Here is a 12,144-nt window from a genome sequence, read left to right as displayed (position 1 = left end):
AGACGATGCGCCGCTACGGCAAACACACCGACGAGGACGACATCCGCTCCCGCCCGAACCGCAAGGGCAACCGGCCGCGCACCCACATCCGGCCCAAACACGAGGACGCCGCCGAGGGCATGGTCCTCACCGTCGATCGGGGCCGGCTCACCTGCCTCGTCGAGGACCGGACCGTGCTCGCCATGAAGGCCCGTGAGCTGGGCCGCAAGGCGGCGGTGGTGGGCGACCGGGTCGCGATCGTCGGCGACCTCTCCGGGGAGAAGGACACCCTCGCGCGGATCGTCCGCATCGGGAAGCGGACGTCGGTACTGCGCCGTACCGCGGACGACGACGACCCCTACGAGCGGGTCGTCGTCGCCAACGCCGACCAGCTGGCCGTCGTCACCGCCCTCGCCGACCCCGAGCCCCGCCCGCGCCTGATCGACCGCTGCCTGGTCGCGGCGTACGACGGCGGGCTCACCCCGCTGCTGGTCCTGACCAAGTCGGACCTCGCTCCACCGGACAAACTGCTGGAGCTGTACGGCGACCTCGACATCCCGTACGTCGTCACCAGCCGCGCGGAACTGGAGAGCGGTGCGGCGGCCGACCGGGTGCGGGAGCAGCTGGCGGGCCGGATCACGGCGTTCGTGGGGCACTCCGGGGTCGGCAAGACGACCCTGGTGAACGCGCTGGTGCCGCAGGAGCGGCGACGGTCGACCGGGCATGTCAACGCGGTGACGGGGCGGGGGCGCCATACGACGACGTCCGCGCTGGCGCTGCCGCTGTCGGGCGCCGAGGGATGGGTGGTCGACACCCCCGGAGTGCGGTCGTTCGGCCTTGCGCACGTCGATCCGTCGCGGGTCATCCTCGCCTTTCCCGACCTCGGTCCGGGGACGGAGGGCTGCCCCCGCGCGTGCAGTCACGACGAGCCGGACTGCGCGCTGGACGCGTGGGTCGCCGAGGGACACGCGGACCCGGCGCGGCTGTACTCGCTGCGGCGGCTGCTGGCGGCCCGGGAGCACACGGAAGGCGACTGACCCGGGCGGCCCGAAGCGGCCTGGAGATGCCGGGTCCCCTCGGTGCGCGACGCGGAATCGTCGGCCCTCCCGTGTTTGTCATGGCCCGCGGACGGTAAGTGCATAATCGCACCGAGCCGGATCCGAAGCTCTCGAACCCGGCGAAGCGGGTCGCTGTACGTGAAAGCGGTCACTGCATGTCGGGACAACGGGAGGACGACACATGGCGTGGCTGCTGGTCGTGGTGGCCGGGGTGCTCGAGACCGGTTTCGCCGTGTGCCTGAAGCTGTCCCACGGCTTCACACGGCTCTGGCCGACGATCGCCTTCTGCGTGTTCGCGCTGGGCAGCTTCGGTCTGCTCACCATGGCCCTGAAGAAACTGGACGTCGGGCCCGCGTACGCGGTGTGGACGGGGATCGGGGCGGCGGGCACGGCCATCTACGGGATGGTCTTCCTGGGCGACCTGGTGTCGACGCTGAAGATCGTGTCGATCACCTTGGTGATCGTCGGCGTGATCGGGCTGCAGCTGTCGGGGTCGGCGCACTGAGCGCTCCCGGCCGGTGAACGTGGGGATGCGCCGGTGCCGGAGCGCTACGGCACCGGCTGACGGTACAGGGCACTGCGGACCAGATCGGCGACACCGCCCTCGGCCGGCGGCGGCGCGGTGACGCAGGACAGGGCGAGGCGCACCACCAGTTCGCAGGCGCGGGTCAGCTCCGCGGCGTCGGCCGGCCCGGGCACGCCGGGGCCGGTCAGGACGGCCACCGCGCGGTCGCGGACGAGCCCGACGAGGTCCCCGGGCGAGGGCAGCGGACCGTCGGCGCGGCGTTGGGCGGGGACGGCCGAGCCGGACCGGACCGGCGAGAGGGCCGGGGAGGGCAGGCGCTCGCTCCAGCAGCCGGTGAGCATGGCTCGGACGAGGGCGTTCCGGCGGGCCGCGGCGGCGGTCCACTCGGCCGCCGCGGTGAGCCGGTCGCGGGGGTCGCTGTGGACCGTGAGGGCACGGTCGACGCCGGCGAGGTAGCCGTCGGCCTCTCTGCGGACCAGGGCCCTGGCGAGTCCGTCCTTGCTGCCGAACTCGTTGTAGAGCGTCTGCCGGGACACCCCGGCCGTCGCGGCCACGTCCACCATCCGTACCGCGGACCACGGGCGGCGCGCGAGGGCCGTGTAAGCGGCGTCCAGCAGAGATTCCCGCGCTGCAGGCATCATCGCCTCCCTCGGGGCGGGCGAGCGGCTCTGCGCTTCAGATTTGACGCGTCGCCCGGCACTGTCAAGGGTTCGCGTGGGGCGCGGGGCGCGGATGCCCGCGCCGCGTGCGGACCGTCGGCCCGCGCGTGGGCCACAAGCCCCCTGTAGCCCCGGCCCCACCTCGGCAGATACGGTTCGTTGCATGCCCGACTACCTTGACGACCTGCGTCTCGCCCATGTCCTCGCCGACGCCGCCGACGCCGCGACGATGGACCGGTTCAAGGCCCTCGACCTCAAGGTGGAGACCAAACCGGACATGACGCCGGTGACCGAGGCGGACAAGGGCGCGGAGGACGTCGTCCGAGGCCACCTGAAGCGTGCCCGTCCGAGGGACGCGGTCCTCGGCGAGGAGTACGGGGTGGAGGGCACGGGGCCGCGGCGCTGGGTGATCGACCCGATCGACGGCACCAAGAACTACGTGCGCGGTGTTCCCGTCTGGGCCACCCTGATCTCCCTGATGGAGGCCGGCGAGGGGGGCTTCCAGCCTGTCGTCGGTCTCGTCTCGGCTCCCGCGCTCGGCCGCCGCTGGTGGGCGGCGAAGGACCACGGCGCGTACAGCGGCCGCAGCCTGACCTCGGCCTCCCGGCTCCAGGTCTCCCGGGTGTCCAAACTCGCCGACGCCTCGTTCGCGTACTCCTCGCTCAGCGGCTGGGAGGAGCAGGGGCGTCTGGACGGCTTCCTGGACCTCACCCGCGAGGTGTGGCGGACGCGCGCGTACGGCGACTTCTGGCCGTACATGATGGTCGCGGAGGGGTCGGTCGACATGTGCGCCGAGCCCGAGCTGTCGCTCTGGGACATGGCCGCCACCTCGATCGTCGTCACCGAGGCGGGTGGCAGTTTCACCGGACTCGACGGCCAGCCCGGACCGCACAGCGGCAACGCGGCCGCCTCGAACGGCCTGCTGCACGACGAGCTGCTGGGCTACCTCAACCAGCGTTACTAGCGCTGCCGGCGTCCGGAGACGTAAGAAGCCCGCGCACGAGGCCACGCGCGAGGTCCGCGCACGAGGCCTGCGCGCCCCCCGACTCGCCGCGCGCGCCCTCTTGTTGACTCCGGCTTCACCTGCGACTCTGAGGACCCGCCCACTTGTGAACTTGTGAAACCGTGAACCAGCGGACCGCTCCGGCGTCCGACGGCACGGTTCCCGGTAGGAGGTGGCTCCATCCCATGCTCGTCCGTGACGCCATGAGCACGGTGGTCCTCACCATCGGCCCCGCCCACACTCTTCGCCAGGCCGCCACCCTGATGTCCGCCCGCCGCGTCGGCGCGGCCGTGGTCCTCGACCCCGACGGCACCGGCATCGGCATTCTCACCGAACGGGACATCCTCAACTCGCTGGGGCTGGGACAGGACCCGGACTCCGAGCGCGCCCACGCCCACACCACCACCGACGTCGTCTTCGCCGACCCGTCCTGGACGCTCGAGGACGCCGCCCACGCCATGACCCACGGCGGGTTCCGCCATCTGATCGTCCTGGAACGGAGCGAGCCCGCCGGCATCGTCTCGGTGCGCGACATCATCCGCTGCTGGGCCCCGTACGACGACAGGTCGCCCAGCACACACCGGCGTGACCGAACGGGCCAGGAGCTGCTCGGCACGCCGAACGGGCCGGGCTCCCCGTGAGGGAGTCCGGCCCGTCGCCACGACAAGCGGTCCAGCGCTGGAATCAGCCGCGAAGGGCCTGGACCGCGGCCTCCAGCCGCTTGCCGAAGTCCTCGTCCGCCCGGCGGAAGTTGTTGACCGCGCGCTCGGCGATGTCGTCGCGCGTGACCCCGGAGAGGGCGCCCGCCAGGTTGTCGACCAGGCGGACCTTCTCGTCCTCGCCCATCAGCCGGTAGAGGTTGCCGGCCTGCACGAAGTCGTCGTCCTCGGCGTGGGACGGCGTGGCCGTCTCGCCGGTGAGACCGGTCACCGCGATGGGCTCCCACAGCGGACGGTTGATCTGGACCGGACCGTCGAAGCTGTTCGGCTCGTAGTTCTTCGCACCCTTGTGGCGGCCGTCGTACAGGTGGCCGTCACGGGAGTAGGTGCGCGCCTCGGTCGCGTGCGGGCGGTTGACCGGCAGGTGGTCGGCGTTGATGCCGACCCGGTACCGGTGGGCGTCCGCGTAGGAGAAGATGCGGCCCTGGAGCATCTTGTCCGGGGACGGACCGATGCCGGGCACGAAGTGACCGGGACTGAAGATGGACTGCTCGACCTCGGCGAAGATGTTCTCCGGGTTGCGGTTGAGCTCCAGCTTTCCGAACTCGATGACCGGGTAGTCCGCGTGCGGCCAGACCTTGGTCAGGTCGAACGGGTTGAAGCGGTACGTGGCCGCCTCGGCCGCCGGCATGATCTGCACGCCCACGGTCCAGGACGGGAAATCGCCCCGCTCGATGGACTCACGCAGGTCACGCTGGTGCGAGTCGGGGTCCCGGCCCGCGAGGACCTCGGCCTCCTCGGCGGTGAGGTTCTTGATGCCCTGGTCGGTCTTGAAGTGGTACTTGACCCAGAAGACCTCGCCGGCCTCGTTGTTCCACTGGTAGGTGTGGGAACCGAAGCCGTCCATGTGCCGGTAGGAGGCCGGGATGCCGCGGTCACCGAACAGCCAGGTCACCTGGTGGGTGGACTCGGGCGACAGGCCCCAGAAGTCGAAGACGTTGTCCGCCTCCTGCGAGCCCGTGTACGGGTCGCGCTTCTGCGTGTGGATGAAGTCGGGGAACTTGATGGCGTCCCGGATGAAGAAGACCGGGGTGTTGTTGCCGACGAGGTCGTAGTTGCCCTCTTCGGTGTAGAACTTCAGCGCGAAACCACGCGGGTCGCGCACGGCGTCCGGAGCGCCCAGATTGCCTGCCACGGTCGAGAAACGGACGAAGGTCTCCGTCTCCTTGCCCACCTCGGACAGGAACTTGGCCCTGGTGTACTTCGTCACGTCGGCGGTGACCTTGAAGGTTCCGTAGGCGCCGGCGCCGCGGGCGTGCACCACGCGCTCCGGAATGCGCTCACGGTTGAAGTGGGCCAGCTTCTCCAGAAGCAGCTGGTCCTGAACGAGCACCGGGCCGCCGACGCCCGCGCTCTCACTGTTCTGATTGTCGGATACCGGAGCTCCGGCCTCCGTAGTGAGCGGTCCCTGCGTCACGTGCGCCTCCTGCGTCATTCCAACCAACTGTGTCCCTCGGCTAAAGCCATCTCCGATCTTACAATAGACAATGTCTAAGTCAAGTGAGACTCCAAAGTCACACTCGTTCGTGACCTGGTCCGCCCAGCTGTTAGGCTGGTGTTCATGAGCGACCTTCTGGAACGACTGCGCGGGCGTGGCTGGCGGATGACCGCACAGCGTCGTGTGGTGGCCGAGGTCCTCGACGGCGATCACGTCCATCTGACGGCCGACGAGGTGCATGCCCGAGCTGTCACCAAGCTGCCCGAGATCTCCCGGGCCACCGTCTACAACACGCTGGGCGAGCTGGTCACGCTCGGCGAGGTGGTGGAAGTCTCCACGGACAAACGGGCCAAGCGCTACGACCCGAACGCCCACCGGCCGCACCACCACCTGGTGTGCGCACAGTGCGGCGCGATCCGCGACGTGCACCCGACCGGCAACCCGCTGGCCGACCTCCCCGACACGGAGCGCTTCGGCTTCACGGTGTCGGGCGTCGAGATGACGTACCGCGGCGTCTGCCCGAACTGCGTGACGGCGTAACGTTCCGGCGGCGCCGCCGCCCTTCCCCGACCCCATGACGAAGCCCGGCACCGTCGGTGCCGGGCTTCGTCATGGGGTCCCTGGATACGTGGCGATTCGCGGATCCGTGGATCCATACGGATGCGCACATACACCGAGGGCCGGAACCCTTTCGGATTCCGGCCCTCGGCCTTCAGTAGCGGGGACAGGATTTGAACCTGCGACCTCTGGGTTATGAGCCCAGCGAGCTACCGAGCTGCTCCACCCCGCGTCGATGAACGCAACATTACGTCAAGGGCGCGGACGGAGGCAAATCCCTTCCCGATCATCTGGCCTCTGTTCCTGATCGGCTTCCTACGGCCGGTCTATGGTCACCAAGCGTACAAGCGTCAGAGCCGGCAGTCAGGAGCTCGCGACGGCTTCGATCCGATACGAGGACGACTCGGTCTGCAGCGTGGAGCTCGGCCAGCTGCGCCGAGGCAGCTTCGACGGGTCCGTGCCGTGGCGGCGGGTCAGGTCAGCGAAGGGCCACAAGCATCATCCCGGGGAGTATGCGTCGGCGACGACGCGCGGCCCGGTGGTCCATGAGAGCCGGCTGGAGCTGGCCAGGCTGCTGCTGGCGGACTTCGACGCGCAGGTGGCCTGGATCTACGCCCAGCCGTGCCGGCTTCGGGCACCGGTGGGCGGGCGGTGGCGGCTGCACGTGCCGGACTTCTTACTGGTGCTGGCGGACGGGAACGTGCGGGTGGTCAACGTGAAGCCGGCCGACCGCCTGCTCGATCCGAAGATCGCGGAGGCCCTGGCCTGGCCGCGGGAACTGCTGGAGGGCCGCGGCTGGCAGTACGAGGTCTGGTCGGGTGCTGATCCGGTGCTGCTGTGGCGAACGTCCGGTTCCTGGCTGCCTACCGGAGGACCGGGGTCGTACTGGAGGAGGACATCGCGCGGGCCTGGGAGGTGGTGCGGGACGGGGATCCCCTTGCGGTCGCCGAGCGGCGTCTCGCAGCTGGCCGTTCCGTCGGGGACGTGCGGCCCGCTGTCCTCGCGTTGGTGTGGTCCGGGCGGCTCTCGGTCGACCTGACCCGCCCTCTCGACGGCGACTCGGTGCTGCGGAGATCGGCATGAGCAACTGGACGGTTCCGTTGCGGGCGGGCCTGGCCCTGATTTTCCAGGGAGAGCCGTTCACCGTGTCCGAAGTGCAGGGCCGCCAGGTCCTGCTCCAGCAGTCCGGGGCGGCCGGAGTGCGGTGGAGGCTGGTCGACGTGGCCATCCTGCTGGCGGACCCGACGACCGAACTGCTGGTTGAGTTGCCGGAAGAGCCGGAGTCCACGGCCGTCGCTCTGGGGGTACTCGACAAGGCCGAGGAGGATGCGGTCACCGAGCGCTTCCAGCACGTTCAGGAGGTTCTCTGCGGCTACCGGCTGGGCTCGCGGGACCTGGTTCAGGAGGGTGAGCCGTGGCCTGACTACGCGCCGGGCATCCCGATGATGCACCGCTACTTGGTCCCGATGGGAGGGTCCTGCATGACCGCGACGAGTTCCGCTTCAAAACGCCACCGCTTATGCGGGCCTTCCTCATCGACCAAGCCACCGACAACCTCACTCACCACAAGATCGGCGAGCCCGTCCTCTGGGAACCGCCAGACGACTGGTGCCAGCAACTGGCCTGGCCGGGGGGCAGCAGCCCGAACGCAGTTTCCAACGCCGGGTTCGCCGCCATGGCGGCAGGGGGCACTCGCATCGAGGACATCGCCCACACACTGCATCTGACCGCAGAACACCTCCGGCTCTACTGCGATGCCACCGGCAACTCCGCACCACCCCCCAGCCCAGGAGGACCCGGCCTCGGCCGCCGGACACCCCGACGCGGGCTCCTCGACCCGGAGTGCCTCCGCGCCGCCCACACCAGCGGAACCCTCAACCAGAGCCTGATCGCACGCAGGGCCGGATGCAGCCTCGCCACGGTCCAAAATGCCCTGGAAGAAACCGGAATCCCGGCCTCACCACGTCCCCAGCCCCTGAGCCGGCACATCACCCGCACGGAACTGGAACACGCTTACCTTCACCAACGCCGGAGCATCCCCGACATCGCCGATCAGTTCGGCCTCGACAGGCACCGCCTGAACCTCCTGGCCAGGAAGTGGGGCATCCCGATCCGCCCGAACAGCACCACAAGCAACCCGTTCGCACTACTCCTGAACGCACCGGCCTTGTCCGAGCCGATGGCGGCCATCAGCAACATCCGCAACTGTGTCGAGCGCCTCAGGCGCTTGGTCCAGCTCCCCGGCCAACGGAACCTCTGCGCGGCCGCCAAACACCTCAAAACGCTGCCGGCAACACTCACGCATCAGCTGAACGCCTTGGAGAAGACAGCAGGAATCCCGCTAATCCAGCGCACGAATCCGCTGGTGGCGACGGCTGCGGGCACCGCGCTCATCCACGAAGCAGAGCACCTGCTCAGCCTCTTGGATGCAGTCCGGTCTCTCCCCAACTGACCGGCGGCTCGACCAACATCACAACGCGGTCCGCCTCGACGTCGAACCCGAGGGCTGGACGGCTCCCGTCACCACCCTCGGAATCCATCCACACCGGCTTGCCCAACCGGCGACCGATCGCGGCGAGGAACCCGCACAGGACATCGAGTCGCTCCTGCCCCTGGATCTCCCGCAGGTCAAGGTCGAAGTCGATCTCCTCCGCTGCATAGAACCGAAAGATCGCCAACATGTCCGGCACCGGCCGAACCTCCAGACGAGGCTGTTCTGCGTCGGCCGGACGCGACAACACGACTACTGCCGGGGGCAGCGGCAGCACTGCCGAGCCCTCGCAGTACTGGAATGCCCAGCCCCGCTCCTCCACGAGGTCGAGGACGACCTGCCAGTCCGTCTCCGAGGAATCGGGCACCCGCACGTCCGGCAGCGACCCCATCACTTCGGGGTCGAAGAACCACCTGACGTCGTCCCACAGCAGATCAGCCACCGCCCCATCCTGCCTCCCGCAGGGCGCCCTCACCCACCGATTCCTTGTCACGGCTCCTGCCTCCGTGAGCGGGATGCCAGGATGGCCGGGTGGTCAGCGCCGAGGAGTGGATTCGGATCCGTCGCGGCCTGCGGATCGGGCAAAGGTTTCGGGGCACGGTGACAGCAATCCCGAGCCCGGGTGCGATCGGGATCTTCGTTGATATCGGTCTTCCGGTCAGCGGTTTCGTCGACGTTCTGCTTCTGCCGACGGTCACAGAAGACTGGCCGGGCGAAAGAGTGGAGGCCGAGTTCGAGGTCTGGTGGGCCGATCAGCGACCGCAGGTACGACTCAAGCCGGTGGACCCGAAGTTCCTGCGTGAGGACTTCGCCCAGTGGCAGGCGGACTGGCGACCGGGCTGGCCGGAGAACGTGCCGGTGGACCAGGCATGGGTCGATGCGGCGGCGACGTCACTACGGAAAACCGGTGTGATCGAGGAAACACTGCGCGCGGCAGGGTGGCGGCCGGGGCGGCGCACCCCAATCGATGACTGGCGCAAGGCGCTCGAGAAGACCGGCTTGGTTCGCATGCACGATGCCGCCGAAGCCTTCCTGACAGAGTTCGGCGGCCTGGACGTCCAGACCAGCGGCCCCGGCATCACCTGCGCCAAGACCCCGTTCAACTTCGACCCCGAAAACCTGATCGGCGAGGAGGACCGCTTCGCCGACTGGAGTCACACGATCGGGCGCGCAATCTTCCCTATCGGTGAACTCGATCAGGGCAGATTCTTCCTCGGCATCGACGAGAACAGCGAGATCTACCTGGTTGCGACCTGGCTGGCCGCATTCGGCCCCGCCCAGGACGCGCTGGAGAAGCTCATCCTGGGCATCGCCCCGCAGAGGATCGAGACCGCCGACTGAACAGCTCCGGGTCCAACGGTCTCTCCCGACGAACCACGCGATTGCTAAAGATCAGCCGATCGACCCACTGCTGACGCGACGCGAAATCCGTTGTTTCAGCAGGACCCACTGCTAACGGAGCGACCGAACCTACAGCGGTTGTACGCCCCCGAGGTGTGGCGACACGGTCCGCCCGTCCCACCCCCGGCCGGGCGGTCGGGCGGTGTCAGGCCGAGAGTTCCTCCCGGAGGGCGTCGCGCAGGCGGATCGCGCGCTCCATGACCGCCGCCGGGCCCAGTGCCGCCGCGCGGTCGGCCCAGCGCTGCCCCTCGGCGAGCTCACCCCGACGCGCGTAGACCAGGGCGAGCCGCAGGGCGGCACGCCCGTGCCCGGCGTCGGCCGCACGGGCCCACCACGCGGCCGCCTCGGGCTCACTGCCCTCACGGGCCAGCAGCAGGCCCAGGTTGAACGCGCCGTTGCGGGAACCGGCCTCGGCCGCCTCTCGGTACCAGCGGGCCGCCTCGGCCACGTCGCCACGGGCCGCGGCGAGCATGCCGACCCGCACCTGTGCGCGCCGGTGGCCCTGCAGGGCGGCACGCTCGTACCACTCCTCGCACTCGCTGCGCCGGTTCACCGGCTCGCCCAGTTCGTGCGCGGGCTCCGGCGGACGGCGGGCATCCAGCACGGCCGCCAGGCGGTAGGCGGCCTCGGCGCTGCCGCCGCCCGCCGCGCACCGCAGGAACCGCTCCGCCTCGCCCTCGTCGCCGTCGCGCAGCCGGGCCATGCCGACCTGGAGCGCGGCCTCCGTGTGCCCGGCGCCCGCGGCCTGCTCGTACCATCGCAGCGCGGCCGCATCCTCCTCCCGGCCCGCGTGCAGGATGCCGAGGTTGAAGGCGGCGTCCACGCTGCCCGCCTCCGCGGCCTTGGAGAACCAGGGCTCCGCCCCCTTCTCGTCGCCGGCCGTCAGCAGCAGGATCGCCAGCGCGTTGGCCGCCTCCCGGTGTCCGGCGTAGGCGGCCCGGCGGTACCACTGCTCGGCCGGGCCGGTCCGGCCCTGCTCGGCGCAGAGCAGCGCGAGGTTGTACGCGCCGTTGACGTCGCCCGCGTCCATCGCGGCCCGGTACCAGCGTTCGGCGGTCTGGGTCTCGCCGCGCTCGGCGTGCAGGGCGCCCAGCGCGTTGGCGGCGTTGCCGTCGCCGTCCTGGGCGGCGCGCAGCCACCACACCGCGGCGTTCTCGGTGTCGCCGGCGTCGCGCAGCAGGAAGGCGAGCGCGCAGGCGGCCCGCGCCTCCCCGTCCTTGGCCGACGTCAGGTACCAGCGGCCGGCCTCCTTGAGTTCGCCGCGCTTCTCCAGGATCGCGCCGAGGTACAGCGCGGCCCTGCGGTGTCCCCGCGCGGCGGCCTGCCGGTACCACTGCTCGGCCTCCTCCAGGAAGGGGAGGGTGTCCTCGTCGGCCTCCCGGGCCGCCTTCCGGTCCAGCGTCCTCGCCAGCCGGTAGGCGGCTTCCCGGTGTCCCCGCTCGGCGGCCGTCCGCATCCAGCGCTCGGCACCGGCCACGTCCCCGCGGTGCTCCAGCAGGTCGGCGAGGGCGTAGGCGCCCAGGGCGTGCTCCTGCTCGGCGGACTGGCGCAGCCAGTACTCGGCGGCGGGCTCGTCGCCGCGCTCCCGGTGGTACCGGCCGAGTGCGTGCGCAGCCGGGGCCGAGCCGGCGACGGCCGCGTTCCGCCACCATGCCGCGGCCTCCTCCGGGTAGCCGCGCTGGAACAGAAGGACGCCCAGGTTGTTGGCGGCGGCGCGGTCGCCCGCGGCGGTGGCGGCGCGCAGGTGGGGTTCGGCTCCGGCAAGGTCACCGCGGCGCAGCAGCATGGCGCCGAGGACGCTCATCGCCTCGACGTCGCCGGCTTCGGCAGCGAGCCGCCGGCGCAGCTCCTCGGCCGCCTCGTCGGCAGCCTCCGCGGTCTCGTCGCGAGGTTCCTCCCGAGGGGAGGGCTGCTCAATACGCCCTGTCTCGAACAGAGTTGTCCTGTCCCCCATAACATTCATCGTCGCACCACCTGCAACCTGGGTACACCTGCTATGCCGCAGTCAGTGAGGTCACTTCAGCGTTTTGTCGACATGCCCACAGAGAGACAAGTGAAACACAGATCCGCCAACTCCCGTCGTCGGCGCGGCCGTAGACGCTCCCGGCACATGCGTTCGCACACCACAAAGGCCCGGATTCCTTGAGGAATCCGGGCCTTTGCTGTCGCCGACTTCGCGACTTCAGTAGCGGGGACAGGATTTGAACCTGCGACCTCTGGGTTATGAGCCCAGCGAGCTACCGAGCTGCTCCACCCCGCGCCGTTGTGTGCACAACCGTACCACGGCGCGAGGTGGGCCTTTGACCAGCCGA

General features: G+C 70.0%; 12 protein-coding genes and 2 tRNA genes. 8 read left to right on the top strand and 6 right to left on the bottom strand.

Annotation, left to right across the window (positions count from 1 at the left end; genetic code table 11):
- Positions 1 to 5 precede the first annotated feature (5 nt).
- Both rsgA and ACWZEH_RS23340 read left to right on the top strand, forming a co-directional pair.
- Positions 6 to 1,016 carry a ribosome small subunit-dependent GTPase A gene (rsgA, locus tag ACWZEH_RS23345; RefSeq protein ID WP_456193065.1) on the top strand — a complete coding sequence of 337 codons (1,011 nt, stop codon included), beginning with the start codon at positions 6 to 8 and terminating at the stop codon, positions 1,014 to 1,016.
- 202 nt (positions 1,017 to 1,218) lie between these two features.
- Positions 1,219 to 1,542 (top strand): DMT family transporter, encoded by a 324-nt coding sequence (locus ACWZEH_RS23340; protein WP_456193064.1) that lies wholly within the window; start codon positions 1,219 to 1,221, stop codon positions 1,540 to 1,542.
- A 44-nt stretch (positions 1,543 to 1,586) separates the two neighbouring features.
- On the opposite strand, the gene ACWZEH_RS23335 is transcribed toward ACWZEH_RS23340, so the two are convergent.
- Entirely contained in the window at positions 1,587 to 2,204 is a 618-nt protein-coding gene (locus tag ACWZEH_RS23335) for a TetR/AcrR family transcriptional regulator (RefSeq protein WP_456193063.1), read from the bottom strand.
- A 181-nt stretch (positions 2,205 to 2,385) separates the two neighbouring features.
- On the opposite strand from ACWZEH_RS23335, the gene hisN reads away from it, so the two are divergent.
- On the top strand, positions 2,386 to 3,186 hold the full coding sequence (gene hisN, locus ACWZEH_RS23330; RefSeq protein WP_456193062.1) for a histidinol-phosphatase: 801 nt from the start codon (positions 2,386 to 2,388) through the stop codon (positions 3,184 to 3,186).
- 224 nt (positions 3,187 to 3,410) lie between these two features.
- Positions 3,411 to 3,866, top strand: a complete 456-nt coding sequence (locus ACWZEH_RS23325; RefSeq protein WP_456193061.1) for a CBS domain-containing protein — start codon at positions 3,411 to 3,413, stop codon at positions 3,864 to 3,866.
- A gap of 43 nt (positions 3,867 to 3,909) precedes the next feature.
- Here the strand turns inward: ACWZEH_RS23325 and ACWZEH_RS23320 are convergent, their stop codons facing one another.
- Positions 3,910 to 5,361: a catalase gene (locus ACWZEH_RS23320; protein WP_456193060.1), complete on the bottom strand. Its 1,452-nt coding sequence runs from the start codon at positions 5,359 to 5,361 to the stop codon at positions 3,910 to 3,912.
- Positions 5,362 to 5,505: 144 nt separating this feature from the next.
- On the opposite strand from ACWZEH_RS23320, the gene ACWZEH_RS23315 reads away from it, so the two are divergent.
- Complete coding sequence (locus ACWZEH_RS23315; RefSeq protein ID WP_456193059.1) at positions 5,506 to 5,922, top strand: Fur family transcriptional regulator; 417 nt, start codon at positions 5,506 to 5,508, stop codon at positions 5,920 to 5,922.
- Between the two features lie 176 nt (positions 5,923 to 6,098).
- Here the strand turns inward: ACWZEH_RS23315 and ACWZEH_RS23310 are convergent.
- Positions 6,099 to 6,172 (bottom strand) — tRNA-Met (locus tag ACWZEH_RS23310).
- A 96-nt stretch (positions 6,173 to 6,268) separates the two neighbouring features.
- On the opposite strand from ACWZEH_RS23310, the gene ACWZEH_RS23305 reads away from it, so the two are divergent.
- On the top strand, positions 6,269 to 6,979 hold the full coding sequence (locus ACWZEH_RS23305; protein ID WP_456193058.1) for a TnsA-like heteromeric transposase endonuclease subunit: 711 nt from the start codon (positions 6,269 to 6,271) through the stop codon (positions 6,977 to 6,979).
- A gap of 480 nt (positions 6,980 to 7,459) precedes the next feature.
- Complete coding sequence (locus ACWZEH_RS23300; protein WP_456193057.1) at positions 7,460 to 8,392, top strand: LysR family transcriptional regulator; 933 nt, start codon at positions 7,460 to 7,462, stop codon at positions 8,390 to 8,392.
- Here the strand turns inward: ACWZEH_RS23300 and ACWZEH_RS23295 are convergent.
- Positions 8,355 to 8,873 carry a hypothetical protein gene (locus ACWZEH_RS23295; protein WP_456193056.1) on the bottom strand — a complete coding sequence of 173 codons (519 nt, stop codon included), beginning with the start codon at positions 8,871 to 8,873 and terminating at the stop codon, positions 8,355 to 8,357. The genes ACWZEH_RS23300 and ACWZEH_RS23295 overlap by 38 nt on opposite strands.
- A gap of 89 nt (positions 8,874 to 8,962) precedes the next feature.
- Between ACWZEH_RS23295 and ACWZEH_RS23290 the strand changes: the two genes are divergently transcribed.
- Entirely contained in the window at positions 8,963 to 9,772 is an 810-nt protein-coding gene (locus ACWZEH_RS23290; RefSeq protein WP_456193055.1) for an SUKH-3 domain-containing protein, read from the top strand.
- Between the two features lie 205 nt (positions 9,773 to 9,977).
- Here the strand turns inward: ACWZEH_RS23290 and ACWZEH_RS23285 are convergent, their stop codons facing one another.
- Together ACWZEH_RS23285 and ACWZEH_RS23280 are read right to left on the bottom strand one after the other, a co-directional pair.
- Complete coding sequence (locus ACWZEH_RS23285) at positions 9,978 to 11,795, bottom strand: tetratricopeptide repeat protein (protein ID WP_456193054.1); 1,818 nt, start codon at positions 11,793 to 11,795, stop codon at positions 9,978 to 9,980.
- Between the two features lie 223 nt (positions 11,796 to 12,018).
- Positions 12,019 to 12,092, bottom strand: a tRNA-Met gene (locus ACWZEH_RS23280).
- Positions 12,093 to 12,144: the final 52 nt, after the last annotated feature.

The organism is Streptomyces yamdrokensis (assembly GCF_053890455.1).
This window is presented reverse-complemented; position numbering and strand designations above follow the sequence as displayed.

Coding starts and splice junctions, on each gene's coding strand:
- hisN (WP_456193062.1), top strand. CDS start 2,386: ATGCCCGACTACCTTGACGACCTGCGTCTCGCCCATGTCCTCGCCGAC.
- ACWZEH_RS23335 (WP_456193063.1), bottom strand. CDS start 2,204: ATGATGCCTGCAGCGCGGGAATCTCTGCTGGACGCCGCTTACACGGCC.
- ACWZEH_RS23285 (WP_456193054.1), bottom strand. CDS start 11,795: ATGAATGTTATGGGGGACAGGACAACTCTGTTCGAGACAGGGCGTATT.
- rsgA (WP_456193065.1), top strand. CDS start 6: ATGCGCCGCTACGGCAAACACACCGACGAGGACGACATCCGCTCCCGC.
- ACWZEH_RS23300 (WP_456193057.1), top strand. CDS start 7,460: ATGCGGGCCTTCCTCATCGACCAAGCCACCGACAACCTCACTCACCAC.
- ACWZEH_RS23315 (WP_456193059.1), top strand. CDS start 5,506: ATGAGCGACCTTCTGGAACGACTGCGCGGGCGTGGCTGGCGGATGACC.
- ACWZEH_RS23340 (WP_456193064.1), top strand. CDS start 1,219: ATGGCGTGGCTGCTGGTCGTGGTGGCCGGGGTGCTCGAGACCGGTTTC.
- ACWZEH_RS23325 (WP_456193061.1), top strand. CDS start 3,411: ATGCTCGTCCGTGACGCCATGAGCACGGTGGTCCTCACCATCGGCCCC.
- ACWZEH_RS23305 (WP_456193058.1), top strand. CDS start 6,269: ATGGTCACCAAGCGTACAAGCGTCAGAGCCGGCAGTCAGGAGCTCGCG.